Below are 19,827 nucleotides of genomic sequence, written 5' to 3' on the forward strand. Positions count from 1 at the left end.
CCGCACAAACGTCACCTTATAATTCTTGTACTACCCCTTGGCGACGCGCTAGGCTAAGACCATGATAAGCTTGGGATCAAGCAGAGTTTCAACCCGGAGCGCCATTAAGATACCGAACACATAAAACGTCAAAAGTATTGCGATATTGCAAAGAAGCCCAAAACGTTTTGAAGTAACAAAGTATCTGCGGCGGTATCATAAGGGAATGCCCCATGAGCGATCAACAGGCCATCGAAACCGAAATCACCCACCCGGATCCCGAAAAACTGTCAGCAGCAATGGCAGAAATTGCCGAAAGAAGTCAACGACTTGTATCTGACTTTCTTGCAAGACAGGCAGAAGATCCGGAAATTTCCGACCCGGACCCGCTTAATATCGGCTCTGCTTTCGCCGAACTGACCAGCCAGATCATGCAGAACCCGGTCAAACTGGTCGAAGCCCAGATGGAACTCTGGCAGCAATATTACACGCTTTGGCACAACACGACCTTGCGGATGCTGGGCGAAGAATCCGAACCGGTTGTCACCCCGCAAAAGGGGGATCGTCGTTTCCGCGACGAGGCGTGGGAAAACAATGAACTGTTTGATTTCATCAAGCAGTCATATTTGTTGTCGTCACAATGGATGCAGAACCTGGTCCATGATGTTGACGGCCTGGACGAGAAAACATCCCAAAAGGTCGAATTCTATACCCGCCAGTTCGTTGATGCGATTTCGCCGACCAACTTCCTGATGACCAATCCGGAAGTTCTGCGCACCACAATTGAAACAGGCGGCGAGAACCTGCTTAAGGGCTTGCAGAATCTTTTGGGTGATCTCGAACGCGGCAAGGGCAAATTGCAAATCCGCATGACCGACCTTGATGCCTTCAAGATCGGCGAGAATGTCGCAACCACCCAGGGGTCGGTTGTCGGCAGAACGGCCTTGATGGAATTGCTGCAATATAAGCCAAGCACCGATCAGGTCGCCAAACGCCCGTTGATGATCGTGCCGCCATGGATCAACAAATACTACATTCTTGATCTGCGCCCGGAAAACTCGTTCATCAAATGGGCCGTGGATCAGGGCCACACGGTCTTTGTCCTGTCCTGGGTCAACCCCGACAGCGAACTTGCCGAAAAATCGTTCGAGAATTACGCCAAGGAAGGCATCCTTTCCGCTCTTGATATGATCGAACAGGCCACCGGCGAAAACGAAATCAATGCCATCGGCTATTGCCTTGGTGGCACGCTTCTAAGCTCCACTCTTGCCTATATGGCCAAGGTCGGGGACGAACGCATCAAATCGGCAACCTTCTTTACGACCCTGACCGATTTTGAAAAACCCGGCGAACTTTCGGTGTTTGTTGATGATGAACAGATCGAAAGCCTTGAACGCAACATGTCCAAGGAGGGCTATCTTGATGGCCGCGACATGTCGATGTCGTTCAATATGCTGCGCGCCAATGACCTGATCTGGTCGTTTGTCGTATCGAACTACATGCTGGGCAAGGATCCTTTCCCGTTCGATCTTTTGTACTGGAATTCCGATTCCACCCGCATGCCCAAGGCAATGCACAGCTTCTATCTGCGCAACATGTATAACAAGAACCTGTTGCGCGAACCGGGCGGCATTTCGATTCTCGGCGAACCAATTGACCTGCGTGATATCAAAATCCCGGTCTATTTCCTGTCGACCCGCGAAGACCATATTGCCCCCTGGCAGGCGACCTATGCCGGAACGCAATTGATGTCAGGTCAGGTGAAGTTCGTGCTGTCGGCATCCGGGCATATTGCCGGTGTGGTCAATCCGCCTGCTGCCAAGAAATATTGCTACTGGACCTATAACCGCACGCCCGCCGACCCGGATGAGTGGATGACCAAGGCCACCCAGCATGAAGGATCATGGTGGGTTGATTGGCAAAACTGGATCAGCCGTCGCTCCGGCGGGAAAGTCCCTGCCCGCAAGGAAGGGGATGGCGATCTTAAGGTCTTGGGTCCGGCACCGGGTGAATATGTGAAAGTCACCCTGTCGTAATCCAAAACCGGCATACGCCCCGGCGACGGCTATTTGCCCCTAGGGGATCAGATAGTCGTCGCAGGCGGGCAACGGCGCATCGGGCTGATAACGCCCGCTTGTGACATCAAACCGAAAGACGCGTTCAAAACTGCATCTTTCATCAACCCTTTCCACAAGGTCTTCATCGCGCAAAGCAGGCAATTGCGTCGAATCCTGATCAAGCGATACGGTCGCGGGGAATGCCGTTGCCGTGCTTGTATAAAGAACGTCGGGCAGCCCCGCCGTCCCGTGATTTTCCAAACGAATATCGGCTTCAAATCGATATTCGTCATGGCAGACATCGCGGCGTTTTTGAATATCGTCCTCGTCAAAACAGGCGCGGATCATTTTCATCGCCCCAAGCGGCACAGACAGGACAACCGGGCTTGTCGCCCCTGATGGGATGCCCCCTGCTTCAAGCCCGATCAAATCAAGAAAATGCGCCTCGGCCCCACCGCCGGAATAACCGGTACTGATCGTGCTGGTGATCCCGACCAGAACATTGCCCGACGCATCATCACCCATGATCAGAAACGGCCATATGTCATGATCCGTCGCGCCAAAGGCATCGGCATCGGCATCGGCCAACATACCCGAACCCAGTGTTCTTTCACGGGCCTGTTTATCATCCTGTGTGACAGAAACCATGACACCGCTGTCAGCATTCGGGTCAAGCTGCACGCACCATTTTTGATCCTGCGAACAATGCTTTTCTCCACCCGGGTCTGTGACGAGCGGGATCATTCGATAAGCTGCAATATCGACATGGTTTGACACCGCACTACATCCGGACACCAGAAATGCACCAAGGGCGAACATCACATTTAGACAGGCAGTATTTCTTTTCACGTCCGTTTTCCGCCGGGTAATCAATTGACTGCGCACGATCTTTGCGAAACAATCGGAAAACATTTACCAGTTAAAAGCAACGCACATGACAAAGAAAATCGGTTTTCTCGGCGCAGGTCGCATGGCAACGGCCATGATCAAACGCCTTCTTTCCAAGGGATATCAGGTACAGGTCTGGAACCGCAGCCCGGACAAGCTTGACCCGCTTGTCGCACTGGGCGCTGTTGCCTGTGTCAGCCCCGCCATGGCCGCAACCGATGTTGATACCATCATCTCGTTCATGGCAGATGACAATGCCGCAAAGGCCGTGTGGCTGGGCGAAAATGGTGCACTGGCTGCGATGCACCCCGGAACCGTCGCCATTGAATGTTCCACCTTGTCGCATGGCTTTGTCCTTGATCTTGCCAAGGCAATTTCAGCCGCCGGACATACCTATATCGATGCACCTGTCACCGGCATTCCCGCCGATATCGAAGCCGGCAATACGATCTTTCTGATTGGCGCGGAACCGGCTGACCTTGATCGTATCCGCCCGATCCTAACTGATACCGGAAACCGCACCGTGCATTTTGGCCCGGTCGGATCAGGTACGGTTTACAAACTGATGCACAATCTTTTGGGGGCCGTTCACATTGCCGCCGCCGCAGAACTTGTTGCCGTTGCCAAAAAGGCCGGGCTGGATGGTGCAACGGTTGCCGAAATATTTTCAATTGGCGCCAATGCCAGTGCGTCCGGCCTTATGACCGTGCCCGGCATGATCAGTGGCAATCACAACGAAGGTATCCACTTCACCACTGCCTTGCGGGCAAAGGACGCGGCCTATGCCCTTGCCATGACAAAAGAATACGGCTTGTCCGTTCGTTCCGGTTGGACAAGCCGCATCTGATGTTTTTGAGACCGCTACAAAGGATGGCCTTGGCGACCTTGCCCAAAGTGCGGTGATCGAAACGCTTAAATCCTAATTCGCTACTTTGGCCTGTTTCGCCAGCAACGGTTCATACCGCGCATCGGTCAGGGTTTTAAGGAAGGCAACGATTGCCCTGATGCGTTTGCTGTCAAGGGCGTCACCCTGCTCCAGTTCCTTAAGGGAAATGGTGTCGGGGATTTCGGCATCACCCCACGGCTTTCCAGTTTCCGGGTTGGTCTGGTTGGCTTTGGATTTGCTGTTGTACTTGTTATAGAACCGGACCACGGTTTCCAGATCGGCAAACACGCCGTTATGCATATAAGGCCCCGTTACAGCGACATTGCGCAGTGACGGGGTTTTGTATTTACCGCGATAGGCCGGATCATCAATCGCCGGATTATCCAGAAGCCCGTTATCGGTAAAACCGGCATCCTTGCCAGTGGCCTCACGGGTCGCGATGTTGCGCGGTACACCGATATTGTGGAACTGATAATTGGTGAAGGTTTCGCCTTCGGCCGTCGGGCTGGTTTTCAGCATGTGGCAGGTATTGCAGTTGGTAAATTGCTGCGAAAAGAACAGGACCCTGCCCAATTCTTCCTGCGGCGTCATTTTATATTCACCGCGCAGGAACCGGTCATATTTCGAATCAAATGGTGCGAAATCATCGCCCTGTTCAAAGGCGGCAATCGCCTGGGTCATTGCCCCATAGGCGGTTTCACTATCAGTCCAGACATCATCGCCAAACAGCGCCTTGAACCCGGCGACATAATCGTCGTCTTCCATCAGGCGTGCAACAACACTGGCCTTATCGGGCATGCCCATTTCAATGGGATTAAGCGGCGGGCCACCGGCCTGTTCGGCCAGATCGGCTGCACGTCCGTCCCAGAATTGTCCGCCGACGGCAATGCCATCATCTCCGACATGGAATTTCGGCGAAAACTTCGCATAGGCCGCCGTTGGCGCGTTACGATCACCAAGGCTTTTGCCATCATCACCTTGTGAAAAGGCACCATTGGCCACATCAATGCGCGGGTCCTTGAACCCCATCGATGGCTCATGACAGGTCGCACAGGCCTGCGTACGATTGGCCGAAAGATTGGTATCGAAATAAAGCGCCTCGCCCAATGTGGCCTTGTCGGCAAAGGGACTGTTTGCCGCACTTGCCACTTCCGCCACATTCGCAGTTTGGCCTGCCAAACGGTGCAACAAGTGGGATGGCTCTTCAGCCTGTACCGGCTTGGCAAAAGGCAGGATAAAACCGGCACTGATCACGGATGCGATCACGGCAATACGGAATGGGTGGCTGTTCTGATAACGCATGGAAGGCACTTTGATCTGATCCCGGAAACTCGTGCAATGCTTGGTCGCGCAACACCCGCGAACGCAAATCATTTACGCCTACAGACTTGAACCTTGCCTTGATAAAAGTCAATGGCAGGTCGAAAGTCCGACCTGCCATTTCCTGAATTCATACGGGTAAGAGTGCGATACCGCTAAATCGCCACCGATGGCCTGCGTCGCATCATCGGCAACAACTGAACCCCGATAATCGCGGCAAGGATCACACCACATCCGGCATATTCCGCCGGTGCCAGACGTTCGCCAAGGAACCATGCCCCGGCAATCGCGGCAAAGACCGCCTCGGCACTCATGATGATCGCGGCATCGGATGCCTCGGTATAGTTCTGGGCCACGGCCTGAAGGGTGAAGGCGATCCCGGCTGACATAATCCCGGCATAGAGGATTTCAAACCCGGCATTGTAAATGTCGGCAAAGCTGAAGGTTTCGGTCATTGCCCCCATCGCCATGCCGAGAATGCCGGTGATAAAGAACTGGGTCGCGGCAACAAGCGCCGGTGCATTGGTGCGCGTCACCATCACCCCGATCATCACCACCTGGACCGCCCAGAAGGCCGCACTGCCCATCACCCAGAAATCACCGGTGCCAAGCCCTGAAAGATCGCCACCGCTCAGAAGGTAGGTGCCATAAACGCACATCGCCCCACCCGGCCAGACCGACCAGTGCGGGCGATTGCGAAATACCAGAAATGCCAGAACCGGCACCGTCGGTACATAAAACGCGGTCAGGAACGCCGCATTGGTCACCGTGGTGCCCATAATGCCGATCTGCTGGAAGATGCTGGCAAGATACATCGAAATGCCGGTCGCGATCATGCCAAGAATATCAAGGCGATCAAGCGGACGTCCTGCACGGCTCATCTTACGCAATTCACGCAAGGCAAACGGCAATACCGCAACAGTCCCCAAAAGGAACCGCACACCCGTAAAATATTGCGGGCCGATATTTTCCATGCTGGTGTGCTGGACGACAAAGGTGGTGCCCCAGATTAGGGCCACAAAGACAATAACGGCATTTGCCTGCCAACGCGTCATTTCCCGGTTCCATTTCTTGTGGCCGGGCGTGGTGGCGCGCGGCAATTTAAATTCGAATGTCGTGACTTGCTAAACCAAGTCTGTCGCCTTCGCAACACAGATCAATTGATGTTGCATTGCACATGTCACCCAACTTGCCAGATCATCTTAGCTAATTTGTGCTAACACTCTGATTTCCATAAATACTGTGATAGGTGTCTGTTAAAGTTTCCCGCTCTATCGCGTTTGACAGTTTTTGTGCCAGCAACGGTGAAATGGTCTTTGCCGAGAACATCAATCGCACCGGTTCCTTGGCAAGGATAAGCGGATGTTCTTCAACCCCGCCTTCAAATCCAAGTTCATCTGCCTGCGCGACATAGGCCGTCGGTATGCCCAACAACAAATCAATCCGGCGGGCCATCAAAAGCTGTACGCCAAGCGGTGCCATCGACACATCGGATATATAGGGGGCGTTATCGGGGTTTTCACTAAACGCCTTGAACGCCTCACCGCGATAGGCACCGCGCACATGCCCGATCACAAGATGCTGACGCGCAACATCATCCAGGCTGTTTAACCGGATGCGCCGTGCATCACCCTTGCGGACCACGAACCCGATGACGTCATTTCGATACGGCACTGAAAACAGGCCGTATTTTGCCCGTTCCTCGGTAAAGGATGCCGATGGCAGGACATCAATATCGCCATGTTCGATGGCATAAAGCGCACGTTTCCAGGGCATGAATTCGAACTTGAATTTACATCCCGTCGCGCGCATCACCCGTGCGATGAACTGATTATCGATGCCTGCCGCCATGCCATTCGCATCTTTCATGCTGAACGGACTATATGTCTCGGAGGCACGTATCACCAACGGGCGTGAACACTCGTTGATTGGTTCTGCCCTGCCTGCCTGCATTCCCCCGAAATACAGAACAAGCAACAGCGCGATACCTGGCACCAAATGCCGAGCCGCCATTTTCCCCACGCCTTCTAAGCCACAGCATATCCTGTTGTTTTGTTATCGGATATGCCTGTTCAATCCCTGCGAACGCTTCCCATTTTCGCACCCGGGAAGCATGATGCAGAAAATCCTTGCGCAGTCAAAGTACTTTGCAACTTTCCCGCGCAAGGATCTTTCATAAATCGCAGCTTTCAGACGCGACTATTTCAAATCTTCCGGGATGGATTTGACATATTCCTGCGCCAGATCGGCATATCGATCGGCAGAAACCTTGAAAAATTCGATCTCTTCCTGTGTGAGATCGCGCACCTTGCGCGCCGGGACACCTGCCCAAAGCTCGCCCGCCGGGATACGTTTCCCCGGTGACAGCAACGCATTCGCGCCAAGCATCCCGCCCTGCTCGATCACGCAGCCATCCATGACGGTGGCCCCCATGCCGACAAAGCTTCGATCTTCAAGCGTACAGGCATGAATGATGGCCGCATGTCCGATCGTCACGTCATCGCCGATATAGGTCCCGAACTTGCCCTTGGCGACATGGACCATGGTCAGGTCCTGAATATTGGTGCGCGATCCGATGCGGATTTCATGCACGTCACCACGAATGACACACCCAAACCAGATACCGGTTTCTGCACCGATTTCAACATCGCCAATGATCGTCGCATTGGGGGCAATAAACGCAGTTTCATCAATGGTGGGCATTACCCCGCGATAGGACAGGCGCATGGTCAAATGACCTTTCGTAACTGGTGTTCAGACATCGCAAACTGGTCAAAGATGGGAATCTTGCAGTGCGGTCTCTCTTGATTTGGCAGTTTAAATTCTAACATGAGAAGAAGAAAACCCTGTCGTCACAAATCTTGCTCATGGTCATATTCACTGCATCCGTCATCACACGTCGAAAATCGCCGCGCCGCCTGACCGGGGTCATCTGCGCGGTTATGATCGGATTATGTGTTGTGATGTTGGCAAATGGTCCGGCCAGGGCATATGACCAGACCTTCAATCGGGGTAATCATGGATATCTGATCGCCGCTTTCTCCGTGTGGGAACCCTTCGTTATCGAAGGTGAAGACGGCACAAAACAAGGCATTGACGTTGCGTTGCTTGCAGAAATCGCCAATCGCCTTGGACTGATACTTGAATTCTATCCCTGCCCGTGGCGGCGCTGCCTTAAAACGCTGGAAGACGGGCAAATCGATGTATTGACCAGCTTTGCCTATACCGATGAACGCGCCAAGTTTGCCCATTACATCACCCCGCCCTATAGCCAGGTGACGCCGGTTTTCTATGTGAACCGCGACAATCCGGTCCCGATTGAGGAATATGGCGATCTGCGGAATCTGATGATCGGATCAGTCGTTGATTCGCGTTATTTCGAACCGTTCGATAGCGACAGTTCGCTTGATAAATTCGAAGCCGGCAGTGAGATGATCCTGTTACGCATGCTCAATGCGAAACGGATTGATACCATCGTCGGATCAGATTCCAACGCTGATTTCGAAATCCGTCGCAACCATCTTGAAGGCACCATCATCAAGGCCCCCTTCAGGTCAGGCATCCATAACGACATCCATATGGTTGTCTCACGCAAATCACCGCTGATGGCGCGTGTCGGGGAAATTTCGCAAATCATGCAGGACCTGTTTGATGAAGGTTTCATTGACCAGCTTCATCAACAATATTGGCCCGACAAGGGTCCCGGCCCGCGCCAATCCGGCACGCAGACCAAACAACCCAATCAGTAATCAGTCACCCGGCGCGATGGAGCCTCTAAGCAAACTTCTTTGCCCCGGCCACACACAGAACAACCGCAACTGTAACTCCGATCATCGCCCAGCTTACCGGCTCGGCCAAAATAAGGGCTGCCAGCACCAATCCCATAAACGGCTGCAAAAGTTGAAGCTGCCCGACAGTTGCAATCCCGCCCAGTGCCAAGCCCCGATACCAGAAGAAAAACCCGATCAGCATGCTAAACAGCGACACATAGCCAAGCCCGATCCAGGCCGAAACACCAATGGTATCCGCACTTGTTGGCATGGTTACGGCGCAAAGCACCACCATCGGCACAAGCGATATCACCAGCGCCCAACAAATCACCTGCCAGCCGCCAAGATGACGCGAAAGCTTGCCACCCTCGGCATAGCCAAGGCCACAGACAATGATCGCGCCCAGCATGTAAAGATCCCCCGAAAGCGCCCCGGTTTCACTGCCCATCGCGGCAAACCCGGCAACGAGTGTACTGCCCAGCACCGAAAACAGCCAGAATACCGGACGCGGACGCTCCCCACCGCGCAGCAACCCGAATATCGCGGTTGCCAATGGCAGCAACCCGATAAACACAATCGATCTGGCCGAACTGATATGTTCAAGCGCAAGGGCCGTCAAAAGCGGAAAGCCTACCACCACCCCGCCTGCAACAATCACTAGCGATACCCATTCCGAACGTTTCGGACGGATCGGCTTGGACACCAACAGGATCGCAAGGGCAAGGATACCGGCAATTGCCGCACGGGCCACGGTCAAAAAGGCCGGGTCAAAATCCATAACCGCCACTCTGGTTGCTGGCAATGACCCGCTGAAAATCACAACCCCGACCAATCCGCTTAGCCAGCCTGCTCGGGATTGCGATGCGGTTTGGGTGATTACCTGCGTCAAGATGCCCTCCTTCAAAATGATGGCACCATCTTTGACTTGTCATCGCGCGGCACACCAGACACAATACAGTACAATTTCAACAAACTGTACTGATCACAAAGGCAATACAGTGACCTTTCACAAACCGCCAAAAGATCACATTCCCGGCACGGATGACCGGAACGGCAAGGACAACACCCTTGTCGCCAAAGTCATGGCAACCATCCGCGACCGGATTGCCACGCGCAATCTGGTTAGTGGTGACAAACTGCCCTCAATCCGGTCCTGTGCCCGCCAGATGGCGGTATCAAATTCGACGGTGGTCGAGGCCTATGATCGTTTGGTTGCCGAAGGCATCATACAGTCGCGCCGTGGGTCGGGGTTTTATGTGGCGGGTCACACCGCCCCGCTTTCGATTGCGCAAATTGGCCCGAAACTTGATCGGGCAATTGATCCGTTCTGGGTATCGCGCCAATCGCTTGATGCCCGACCCGATATGCTCAAACCCGGTTGTGGCTGGTTGCCGCCCGACTGGATGCCCGAACAATCGATCAGACGCGCACTGCGCACGCTTGCGCGGGCCTCTGATGATGTTCTGGTTGAATATGGCACCCCGCTTGGACTTGCCCCCTTGCGGCAATTGCTGTCACGGCGCTTGGCCGGTTATGGCATCATGGCCGAACCCGATCAGGTTCTTTTGACGGAATCGGGGACACAGGCCATTGATATGCTATGTCGCTTCCTGATCGGGCCCGGCGATACGGTTCTGATTGATGATCCGTGCTATTTCAATTTCTGCGCCCTGTTGCGCGCGCATCGCGCCAATATTGTCAGTGTGCCTTTTGGTCCGAATGGCCCGGATATTGATGCCTTTGCCAATGTCCTCGCAACCCATAAGCCGCGCCTTTACATCACCAATTCCGGCCTTCACAACCCGACAGGCGCGTCACTTTCGCCGCAAACCGCGCACAAGCTCCTTAACCTTGCCGAACAGCACGATCTGATCATTATCGAGGACGACATTTTTGCCGATTTTGAAACCACACCCGCACCGCGCCTGACCGCCCTTGGCGGGATGGAACGGGTGATCCATATCGGCAGTTTTTCCAAAACCCTCTCGGCGTCAATGCGCTGTGGCTATATCGCCACCCGGCCGGACTGGATTGACCAATTGATTGATCTTAAGGTCGCAACCGGCTTTTCAAGCAGCAACCTTGCCCCGGAACTGGTCCATACGGTTCTGAAAGACGGCACCTATCGCAAACATATGGATGGCCTGCGCGACCGGCTGTCGCGCACCATGACCCAGACGGCGAACAATCTGGCATCCCTTGGCATTCACCCGGTTCTTGCACCCAAGGCAGGGATATTCCTGTGGTGTGCGTTACCAGACGGCATTGATGCCGCACAAACGGCACGTAACGCCCTTGCCGATGGTGTGGTTCTGGCACCGGGCAATGTGTTCAGCATGTCGCAATCGGCTGGCAACCTGATGCGCTTTAACGTCGCGCAATGTCAGCACCCCAAAATCTTTGAGGTCCTTGAACGCGCCATGCGCTCGTAGCGACCCAAAGCAAAAAGGCGCACCCGGATGGATGCGCCTTTTGTAACTTTGCAGCGTGTTGGATACGGGTCGCTTACGGGAACAGCGGCTCGATCTCAAGACCCATGGTTTCCGGCAGGCCCAGCATCACATTCATGTTCTGAACGGCCTGACCCGATGCGCCTTTGACCAGGTTGTCTTCAACCGCGACAATGATCACACGGCCCGGCACACGGTCCTTGACCACGCCCATCAGGACATAGTTCGAACCACGCACGTGGCGGGTCTGCGGTGTCACACCGAACGGCAGAACGCGGACAAACGGCTCATCGGCGAAACGCTTTTCAAGTGCTGCCTGAATGTCTTCGGCCGTGGTGCCATCGGTCATTTTGAGATAGATGCTTTCAAGGATACCGCGGCTCATCGGCATCAGATGCGGCGAAAAGTTCACCACAACATCCTGACCCGATGCCCATGCAAGGCCCTGCTCGATTTCCGGGGCATGGCGATGCCCGCCGGTGCCATAGGCGTGAATGCCTTCGGTCACCTCGGCATAAAGCGTACCTTCCTTCGGTGCACGGCCGGCACCTGTCACACCGGATTTGGCATCAATGATGATGTCATCGGCATGGACCAGTTTGCCTTCAAGAAGCGGCGTCAATGCCAACTGCACCGGGGTCGGATAGCACCCCGGATTGGCAACAACGCGTGCCTTTTTGATCTTGTCGCGATGCAGTTCGGTCAGGCCATAGACCACCTCTTTCTGCAAATCCTGGGCGGCATGTTCCGCGCCGTACCATTCCTTATAGGTCGCCGGATCAAACAGACGGAAATCGGCCGACAGATCGACAACCTTTACATGTTCCGGAAGACCGGCAATCACTTCCTGCGTCGTACCATGGGGCAGCGCACAGAAAATCATGTCGACGGTGGACCAGTCTGCTTCGGCAATCGAAATCATGGTCGGCAATTTGATATGGGCAAGATGCGGGAAAACTTCCCCGAACGGACGTCCGGCTCGTCGGTCAGCGGTCAACAGGGTAATTTCCGCGGCAGCATGATGCGCAAGAATGCGAACCAGCTCTGCCCCGGTATAGCCACTGGCACCGAGAATTCCGACTTTGACCTTAACGTCACTCATTTCAAATCTTGCTCCTAAAGGCGTGCCTGCAAACATGCAGGTATTGATAACGTGCGGATGTTGTCAAACAAGCCCATCAGATGCAAGCAATTAGGCGACAAATATCCCTGATAAACCGCAATATCCCCATGCAGTTTTGACATGGGAATATACCAGAAATGCCTTACTTCTTGCGCGCACGGCGGACCGTTGACGGACAGGCGCGCTTGTCCTGCGGCAAAACGGTATAGAATTTTTCAATCTTCTCGTACCCGGTGGGGGCGGCAACCGGGTAATCGGCAACAAACCGTTGATCGGAAAGACCAAAGTCACTGGCCTTTAATCCGGAACGTTGCAACCACATCCGCCGATGGGCGTCCGACACCACAACGCCCGGATCATCGACCAGGAAAATCGCATCACGGGCCAGACGGTCATTATATTTGTGATGGCTTGGAAGCCACGCCGCCAACTGCTTGCGCAACTCGCCCGGGCTGGGCAAATTGCGTGTGCGGGTAATAAACCGGCTCATCTGATCGACAAGCTGACTGATATCCCCGGGCGGCACCGATCCATGGGTTGCGCGGTCGATGAAAAACGCCAGATCAACCTCGGTCGGATCACGTTTGATCAACGGTTTTATTGACTTATACAATTTGAAGAATCGCGCAATTTTGCCGCCATCGGCATTGGCTGCATCATAGACCCGGCGATAGGATTCCTGCACATCCGGATGCGCGCCATAGGCGGCAAACCGCCGGGTAAAATCATTGCGTTCGCGATCATTAACCCAGATCGCGCACAGCAAATCAAAGGCCGCATCATTATTGCCAAGTGCAAGCCTGTGCATATCCTCGGTAAACGGCCCAAAGATATCGCGCAGCAATCCCGGCTTGGCCCGTTCAGTTGCAAACAGGATTTGCTGAATTTCCGCCCCTGCCCCGGCTGTTGCACCGCGTGGGCCCCAGGTCAGATAGGCCCGCGGATCATTGGTAAAGCAATATGGATCACCTTCCAGAAACCGCTTGCCACTGCGCGGGTTGGGTGACTGACAGAAATTGAACTGGATAACGTCGTAATCCGTGCCTTCAAGCGCGAAAGTAAGCTGATTGGCACGTTCAATCGCACCCGGTGGCGGTAATTGTGACGGCATCAAAAGCCGCCACAGTCCGACCGTGATCGCCCCGTAATTTTCCGCCCCGACAGCCCCGCGAACGACAGAATTCAGGCAAGGCTGCAAATCGACAATTGCCTGTCTGGTTTTGGCCCCGACAACGCCGTCGGCCTTGCCATAACTGCTCGCAGGTTTGCCCGCACAATTGGCCGCCTGCGCAAATAGACGTTGTTGAAATGTCGCAACCGATCCGTATCGGCCAAGTGTCAGGGCGCGGTTTTCAAACCGGTATAAAACCTGTGCAAGGTTTTGGGCCTGCGCGCTGCCTTGCGCAGACAGCAAACCCAAAACACCTGCCAGCAACATAATCGCCGCTGGCAGGATAAATTTCGGGATCGCACAAGATAACAGGCTGCGTTTCAGAGCAGACCTCAATCCGGTTAAGGGTGAGCTTAAACTATGCCGCCAGCTTAACCGGGCTTTTAAGCAGCGCCAAGCGATAGCGCCCGATCTTGGTAAAACCAAGCGCCTCATAGGCCTTTGCCGCGGCTTCGCTGTCGGTTGACAGAATGGCGCGCATCACCCCGCGTGCACGTGCTGCCAAAAGCGTCTTGGCAACCAGTATCCGGGCATAGCCATTTGACCGGCTTTCCGGTGGTGTCCAGACCGGGCCCACCTGCACCATATCGGGCATCTGGGCATTAAAGCCCGAAAGACTGACCGGCTTGCCATCCACAATCAGCGCCCACATGTTGCGGGCATCAAGGGCATGAACAAGACGCGATGCGATTTTGCTATCAAGAACCGGGGTATCTTCCGCCCCAAGGGCTTCGATCTCATAGGCCCGAAGCCAGCTTAACAATGTGCTGCGCTCGACCTTTTCTGCATCGACCATCTGAAAATCATCGGCCCGCGCATTGACCGGCACAATCAGATCACACAGATCAAGGCCATAAAGGATGTCCGATGCATTGATCGCATAATCCGCATCGGAAAGCCCCAACTGATCCAGAATATCCGCCGCCTGATCCGCATCCCCGAACACACCGGCAACCGGGGTTGGCATTTCGGCCCGGAAGGCATCGACAAGCCCGGCTGGTACCTGCGTTGCGTCCCCGGACTGGACAAAGACATTGCCATTGCCAAATTGCGCCATGACGGCATGGATCGCCCCGCCCGCGTCGACCGCACCGAAATAGGTTCCAGAAAGCGGATGACGACGTCGCTCGATACCGGCAGTTCGCAAGTTTCCACGCAAAATCATGCTGGTCGCAGCATGCTTGGCAAGAAATGCGTTCGCGGCATCAAGATCGGCGTCGTGCAGCTTTCTGTACTGCATATCGGTGGTCCCTTTCATTGGGGTTATGGAAGCTGCCACATGTCAAATTGGCATAAAAAAAGACCGCTCCATCAGCGGCCCTTCACAAATTGCAAGGATATCCAATAGAGGTTCAAACAGCTATGTCGTGAAAATTCGTCGCATAGTTCCAACCATTGGAGGGCTCCTTGAATCCAGAAATTATCGTTCCTGCATTTGTTATTATCACACAGTTGGGAAATTCCGATCCCTCTTTTTAAAATTCTTTGCGCACGATCATCCGCCCCCTGATTCCGACATGTGAAAAAAGCTGGAAAGACACTGATTTTTCAATTCGGTTTGCGATAACCTCGGAAACTGGTATTACCATTACCAAGCGCACTTTATTCGGAGTTGAACTTATGCCAGTGATCACCTGCGTCGAGGACCTTAAACGTATCTACAAACGGCGCACGCCGCGTATGTTCTACGACTATGCCGAATCAGGAAGCTGGACCGAACAGACCTTCCGTGAAAACACCACCGATTTTCAGGACATTCACTTGCGCCAGCGCGTCGCAATCGATATGTCGGGCCGCACCACCAAAAGCCAGATGATCGGCCAGGATGTCAGCATGCCGGTCGCACTTGCCCCTGTCGGACTGACCGGGATGCAATGTGCAGATGGTGAAATCAAGGCGGCCCGTGCTGCGGAAAAGTTTGGCGTGCCATATACCTTGTCGACCATGTCGATCTGCTCGATCGAAGATGTCGCCGAACACACTTCCAAGCCGTTCTGGCTACAGGTTTACACGCTGAAAGATGATGACTTCATGCAGCGCCTGTTTGACCGCGCCAAGGCGGCCAAATGCTCGGCCGCCGTCATCACGGTCGATCTTCAGATGCTGGGTCAGCGCCACAAGGATTTGAAAAACGGTCTGTCGGCTCCGCCTAAGCTGACCGTAAAATCGGTTGCCGATATGATGACCAAGGTCCAGTGGGGCCTCGGCATGCTTGGCACCAAGCGCCGTTTCTTTGGCAATATTGTCGGTCACGCCAAGGGTGTAGCCGATCCGTCGTCGCTCGGCGACTGGACCGCCCAGGCATTTGATGACTCTCTTGATTGGGATCGCATTCGTGAATTCCGCAAGATGTGGGATGGCCCCCTGATCATCAAGGGGATCATTGATGCGCGCGACGCGGTCGAAGCCCTGAATGTCGGCGCAGACGCCATCGTTGTTTCAAACCATGGCGGACGTCAGCTTGACGGTGCGCTGTCCTCGATCCGCGCGCTACCCGCCATCATGGATGCGGTCGGCGACAAGATCGAAGTCCATCTTGATAGTGGCATTCGTTCCGGTCAGGACGTGCTGAAGGCATTGGCCATGGGTGCGAAAGGCACCTATATCGGCCGCGCCTATGTCTATGGACTGGGTGCAATGGGCGAAGCAGGCGTCACCAAGGCCCTCGAACTCATTCACAAAGAACTTGAAGTCTCGATGGCATTCTGTGGTCACACCGATATCAACACGGTTGATCGTGACATCCTGATGATCCCGCGCGACTTCTCGGACCGCTGGCAGTAACCGCAACAGATTACATGGTGCCTCAGGCGCCCCGATATCTACATACAAAAACGGCGTCTTTCCCTGGAAATGACGCCGTTTTTTTGTTGGTCGAACCTGCCGATTGGCAAAAGAAAAAGCGCCACTCGAAAGTGGCGCTTTTCCAATACTGTATCGTACCAGATGTCTGGAAACGTATTAACGTTTCGAGAACTGGAAGCTACGACGAGCTTTTGCACGACCGTATTTTTTACGTTCAACAGCACGCGAGTCACGGGTAAGGAACCCGCCAGCCTTGAGCGAACCACGCAGAGCCGGTTCGAACAGGGTCAGAGCACGGGAGATACCGTGACGAACGGCACCAGCCTGACCAGACAGACCGCCACCGGAAACGGTGCAAACGACGTCGAACTGGTCTTTACGGTTGGTAACGCCGAACGGCTGGTTGATCACCATGCGCAGAACCGGACGTGCGAAGTAATCTTCGAATTCGCGGCCATTGACGGTGACTTTACCCGAGCCCGGTTTAATCCAGACGCGTGCAATTGCGTTCTTACGACGGCCAGTTGCATAGGAACGGCCCTGTGCGTCGATCTTCGGCTCCGGCAGGGTGCCTTCAGCAGCTGCGGTTTCACCGCCCTGTGCCAGATCCTTGAGATCTTCAAGAGTTTTGGTGTCGGCCATTATTTGCCACTCCGCTTGTTCTTTTCGTTCATCGCCGCAACGTCGAGGACTTCCGGCTTCTGAGCTTCATGCGGGTGCTCGGTACCAGCATAGACGTGCAGTTTGGAAAGAACCTGGCTGCGCAGCGGACCACGGGACATCATACGCTCAACAGCTTTGATGATCACACGTTCCGGATGCTCACCATTCAGGAGCTTGTCCATGGTGCGTTCTTTGATGCCGCCCGGGTAACCGGTGTGCCAATAGAACTTCTTGTTCTGAAGTTTACGGCCAGTCAGTTTGACTTTTTCGGCATTGACGATGACGATGTGATCGCCACAATCCATGTGCGGGGTAAACATAGCTTTGTGTTTACCACGAAGACGGTTGGCAACAACAGCAGCAAGGCGGCCAAGGACGACGTCTTCAGCGTCGACCACGAACCATTTGCGCTCGATGTCGCTCGGTGTCGCAGTGAAGGTTTTCATATATCTATACTCGAAAACTGGGTTTCACGGAGGGAAACGTCCCTCGTTGAAAGTCGGCGCATTATGCCAGCATTCAACAGGAAAACAACAGGAATATTTCGTTCAAAATCAATACTTTACGTACAGTGGTATTATTTTACCACAACGATTTTGATTATTTTTGGTCCGGCGGCATCGCATATGTCCCGATCACATGGGCACACAAACTGTCATCAACTGCGGATCGAATATGGCATTCCGCAATCAAAAGCCGCCTGCCCGCCTTAAGGATCTTGGCCTCGGCAATCAGATCACCCGGTTTGGCCCCGGACAGGAAATGCACCGTCGCCTCGGTCGTTACCGCCAGATCGGCCTTGGGCACAACAAGCCACGCCACCGTATAAAGGGCGATATCCGCCAGCGCAAAGATCGCAGGCCCCGTCACCACATTCCCCGGACGCAAATACCGTTCCCTGAACGGCAGACGCAAAATGGCGGTATCATTTTCAAGACTTTCGGTCGTCACCCCCATATCGCCAACAAACGGCACCTTTTCACGCATGATTGCGTCAAAGTCCGCCGGTGTAATGCCGGTCCTGTTTTGGGAACTGGTCATGATTGCGGGCCTCCCCTGTTTGCCAATTTTGATTTGGCTTTATTGATCCACAACCAACAGCCTGACATAACGTTTACGTTAACGTCAATATTTTAGCAGACCAACCGGCACCGGATATCCCCGCCCCTGTCAGTCGCACTGATATTATCGCAGAACAATGCCCGCCAGATCGGTATAGGCCGCCACCACCACACAACCGATAACGATGGCGACAATGGCAGTTGCCCCGATCTGTGGCAGGTTTTCGCGCATCCATTCCGCAGGGGACAAAGCCGGGGTTGTGGGGTCCTTGCGTTTGAAACGCGCCCGGACGGGACCGCGGGACAAATCAACAACAGGCTTGTTGACCTCGTCATTGGACGCCCAATGATGGCGGTTCTCGGGAAGATAAACAGGGCGACGGTCTTCCTGACCAGTCTCGTCATGTGCCATGGCGACTTTACAGCGTCACTCGCTGCCTCCTGCAACAAGGGTGAACTCAAACTTCACAGCCATCATGATCCGCATTGCTGCATCCCATGAATGACGGTCCCCCTTATCGACGGTCTATCGCACAGTCCCCACGATGATAATCTTTTTACCTTTGCAAGGGCGGACAGTTCCCACAACCGCGCCGCCATCCTTGTTATATACGCCCCCAAACCGAGAGCAGTTTTGAAAACTCAAATCATTTTATGGGCTTGGGATCGCGTTCCAACTTTGTATATGGGGATTAAGGCACCAATCCGACAATGGTTGCCTATTTCCCGATGATTGCCGAAAACTCGTTAAAGGTCAGCACCAGCACATAGCCAATGGCAATTGCGGCAATCATATAGGCCGCCGCACGCGGCAGGAACGTGTTCCAGCTCATTGCACGGCGTTCCTTGCCCCGCGCCCGGCCATTCTGCGCCTTGGAACTTTCCTGTTTCAAAAGGGCTGCCTTGCGTTTTCGGGCAAGTTCATCCTGTGCCGCCCAATTGACAGTATTGTCAGGCAGATCAATCCGTGACTGACGGGCTTCTGCTTCCTTGAAGTCGTCAACACGTCCTTCGATATCATTTGCGGTCGCCGCGGCCATCCGGCCATCATCCTGGCGCGCATGATCCAGAAGCGTCGCACCGCCATTCAGGCTTTCGACATATTCGTCATATGCCGATTTTTCCCGTGCGATCGCAGCAGCCTGTGCGTGCGCATGATTGGCATCCGGCGCCGCCGGTGCCCCGCCCTTGCCGTGCAACGCAGCCGCACCCGACAATCTGTTTTGAACATGCACATGGCGCTTTGGCTTAAGTCTTTGCGCAGTCTCGGCGCGCTTGGCCGCGATTTCAGCGATTTCCTTGTCGCTGACCATCGGGGTCGGCTTGGGCCCGACCAAGGCCGGTGTCCGGAACTCGACCGCATCGACATAATCAATGTCCTGCGGCTTGCCGGTTTCTTCCTCGTCCTCGGTAATTTTTGGCTTTGGCATCAGGAAGGGTGGAATATCAAACCCGTTACGCAGAAGACGCGCACGCGCTTCGGCGCGATATCGTTCAAGATCGCGCTCCATCACGTCCTTGCGATCAAATCTTTTGATCGGCGTCTGTCGAACCGGTTTACCCGTTACAACGGCCTCTTGCCTTTGACGGCTGGACACGAAGCGGGTCGGCGCCAAGCCTGGACGCCGTCTCTGATTATCACTCATCCACAACC

General features: G+C 54.3%; 19 protein-coding genes. 5 read left to right on the forward strand and 14 right to left on the reverse strand.

Annotated elements, in window-relative coordinates; genetic code table 11:
* Positions 1 to 212: 212 nt before the first annotated feature.
* Positions 213 to 2,015 carry a PHA/PHB synthase family protein gene (locus tag TH19_RS12590; RefSeq protein ID WP_114102685.1) on the forward strand — a complete coding sequence of 601 codons (1,803 nt, stop codon included), beginning with the start codon at positions 213 to 215 and terminating at the stop codon, positions 2,013 to 2,015.
* Positions 2,016 to 2,054: 39 nt separating this feature from the next.
* On the opposite strand, the gene TH19_RS12595 is transcribed toward TH19_RS12590, so the two are convergent.
* Complete coding sequence (locus TH19_RS12595; protein ID WP_147250762.1) at positions 2,055 to 2,885, reverse strand: hypothetical protein; 831 nt, start codon at positions 2,883 to 2,885, stop codon at positions 2,055 to 2,057.
* A gap of 85 nt (positions 2,886 to 2,970) precedes the next feature.
* Here TH19_RS12595 and TH19_RS12600 point away from each other — a divergent pair, with 85 nt between their 5' ends.
* Positions 2,971 to 3,771 carry an NAD(P)-dependent oxidoreductase gene (locus tag TH19_RS12600; RefSeq protein WP_258547948.1) on the forward strand — a complete coding sequence of 267 codons (801 nt, stop codon included), beginning with the start codon at positions 2,971 to 2,973 and terminating at the stop codon, positions 3,769 to 3,771.
* A gap of 72 nt (positions 3,772 to 3,843) precedes the next feature.
* Here TH19_RS12600 and TH19_RS12605 read toward each other — a convergent pair whose 3' ends face one another.
* The 4 genes from TH19_RS12605 to TH19_RS12620 all read right to left on the reverse strand — a co-directional run bounded on the left by TH19_RS12605 (position 3,844) and on the right by TH19_RS12620 (position 7,857).
* Positions 3,844 to 5,112, reverse strand: a complete 1,269-nt coding sequence (locus tag TH19_RS12605) for a cytochrome-c peroxidase (RefSeq protein ID WP_220151730.1) — start codon at positions 5,110 to 5,112, stop codon at positions 3,844 to 3,846.
* A 173-nt stretch (positions 5,113 to 5,285) separates the two neighbouring features.
* Complete coding sequence (locus tag TH19_RS12610; RefSeq protein ID WP_114102750.1) at positions 5,286 to 6,185, reverse strand: DMT family transporter; 900 nt, start codon at positions 6,183 to 6,185, stop codon at positions 5,286 to 5,288.
* 151 nt (positions 6,186 to 6,336) lie between these two features.
* The gene (locus tag TH19_RS12615; protein WP_114102687.1) at positions 6,337 to 7,143 is read right to left on the reverse strand and encodes a substrate-binding periplasmic protein; all 807 of its coding nucleotides are present in this window, start codon (positions 7,141 to 7,143) and stop codon (positions 6,337 to 6,339) included.
* Positions 7,144 to 7,329: 186 nt separating this feature from the next.
* Complete coding sequence (locus tag TH19_RS12620) at positions 7,330 to 7,857, reverse strand: gamma carbonic anhydrase family protein (protein ID WP_114102688.1); 528 nt, start codon at positions 7,855 to 7,857, stop codon at positions 7,330 to 7,332.
* 140 nt (positions 7,858 to 7,997) lie between these two features.
* Between TH19_RS12620 and TH19_RS12625 the strand changes: the two genes are divergently transcribed.
* Positions 7,998 to 8,879 (forward strand): substrate-binding periplasmic protein, encoded by an 882-nt coding sequence (locus TH19_RS12625; RefSeq protein ID WP_114102689.1) that lies wholly within the window; start codon positions 7,998 to 8,000, stop codon positions 8,877 to 8,879.
* A 25-nt stretch (positions 8,880 to 8,904) separates the two neighbouring features.
* Here TH19_RS12625 and TH19_RS12630 read toward each other — a convergent pair whose 3' ends face one another.
* Positions 8,905 to 9,789: a DMT family transporter gene (locus tag TH19_RS12630; RefSeq protein ID WP_258547949.1), complete on the reverse strand. Its 885-nt coding sequence runs from the start codon at positions 9,787 to 9,789 to the stop codon at positions 8,905 to 8,907.
* Between the two features lie 109 nt (positions 9,790 to 9,898).
* On the opposite strand from TH19_RS12630, the gene TH19_RS12635 reads away from it, so the two are divergent.
* Positions 9,899 to 11,332, forward strand: a complete 1,434-nt coding sequence (locus tag TH19_RS12635; RefSeq protein WP_437128969.1) for an aminotransferase-like domain-containing protein — start codon at positions 9,899 to 9,901, stop codon at positions 11,330 to 11,332.
* Between the two features lie 73 nt (positions 11,333 to 11,405).
* Here TH19_RS12635 and argC read toward each other — a convergent pair whose 3' ends face one another.
* The 3 genes from argC to TH19_RS12650 form a co-directional block, all read right to left on the reverse strand.
* Complete coding sequence (argC, locus tag TH19_RS12640) at positions 11,406 to 12,452, reverse strand: N-acetyl-gamma-glutamyl-phosphate reductase (protein WP_114102690.1); 1,047 nt, start codon at positions 12,450 to 12,452, stop codon at positions 11,406 to 11,408.
* Positions 12,453 to 12,615: 163 nt separating this feature from the next.
* Complete coding sequence (locus TH19_RS12645) at positions 12,616 to 13,911, reverse strand: hypothetical protein (RefSeq protein WP_114102691.1); 1,296 nt, start codon at positions 13,909 to 13,911, stop codon at positions 12,616 to 12,618.
* Between the two features lie 91 nt (positions 13,912 to 14,002).
* Positions 14,003 to 14,884 (reverse strand): GNAT family N-acetyltransferase, encoded by an 882-nt coding sequence (locus tag TH19_RS12650; RefSeq protein WP_114102752.1) that lies wholly within the window; start codon positions 14,882 to 14,884, stop codon positions 14,003 to 14,005.
* A gap of 380 nt (positions 14,885 to 15,264) precedes the next feature.
* Between TH19_RS12650 and TH19_RS12655 the strand changes: the two genes are divergently transcribed.
* Positions 15,265 to 16,428, forward strand: a complete 1,164-nt coding sequence (locus TH19_RS12655; RefSeq protein ID WP_114102753.1) for an alpha-hydroxy acid oxidase — start codon at positions 15,265 to 15,267, stop codon at positions 16,426 to 16,428.
* A 177-nt stretch (positions 16,429 to 16,605) separates the two neighbouring features.
* On the opposite strand, the gene rpsI is transcribed toward TH19_RS12655, so the two are convergent.
* From rpsI to TH19_RS12680, 5 genes are all read right to left on the reverse strand, one after another.
* A complete protein-coding gene (gene rpsI / locus TH19_RS12660; protein ID WP_114102692.1) occupies positions 16,606 to 17,091 on the reverse strand; it encodes a 30S ribosomal protein S9 in 486 nt (161 codons plus the stop codon).
* A complete protein-coding gene (gene rplM / locus TH19_RS12665) occupies positions 17,091 to 17,558 on the reverse strand; it encodes a 50S ribosomal protein L13 (protein WP_008890948.1) in 468 nt (155 codons plus the stop codon). The genes rpsI and rplM overlap by 1 nt, the downstream gene beginning before the upstream one ends.
* Positions 17,559 to 17,712: 154 nt before the next feature.
* Positions 17,713 to 18,153, reverse strand: a complete 441-nt coding sequence (locus TH19_RS12670; protein ID WP_114102693.1) for a PaaI family thioesterase — start codon at positions 18,151 to 18,153, stop codon at positions 17,713 to 17,715.
* 144 nt (positions 18,154 to 18,297) lie between these two features.
* Positions 18,298 to 18,585 carry a hypothetical protein gene (locus tag TH19_RS12675; RefSeq protein WP_114102694.1) on the reverse strand — a complete coding sequence of 96 codons (288 nt, stop codon included), beginning with the start codon at positions 18,583 to 18,585 and terminating at the stop codon, positions 18,298 to 18,300.
* Between the two features lie 307 nt (positions 18,586 to 18,892).
* Entirely contained in the window at positions 18,893 to 19,771 is an 879-nt protein-coding gene (locus TH19_RS12680; protein ID WP_147250763.1) for a hypothetical protein, read from the reverse strand.
* Positions 19,772 to 19,827 lie beyond the last annotated feature (56 nt).

This window comes from Thalassospira profundimaris (assembly GCF_003326675.1).
GTDB classification, from domain to species: domain Bacteria; phylum Pseudomonadota; class Alphaproteobacteria; order Rhodospirillales; family Thalassospiraceae; genus Thalassospira; species Thalassospira aquimaris.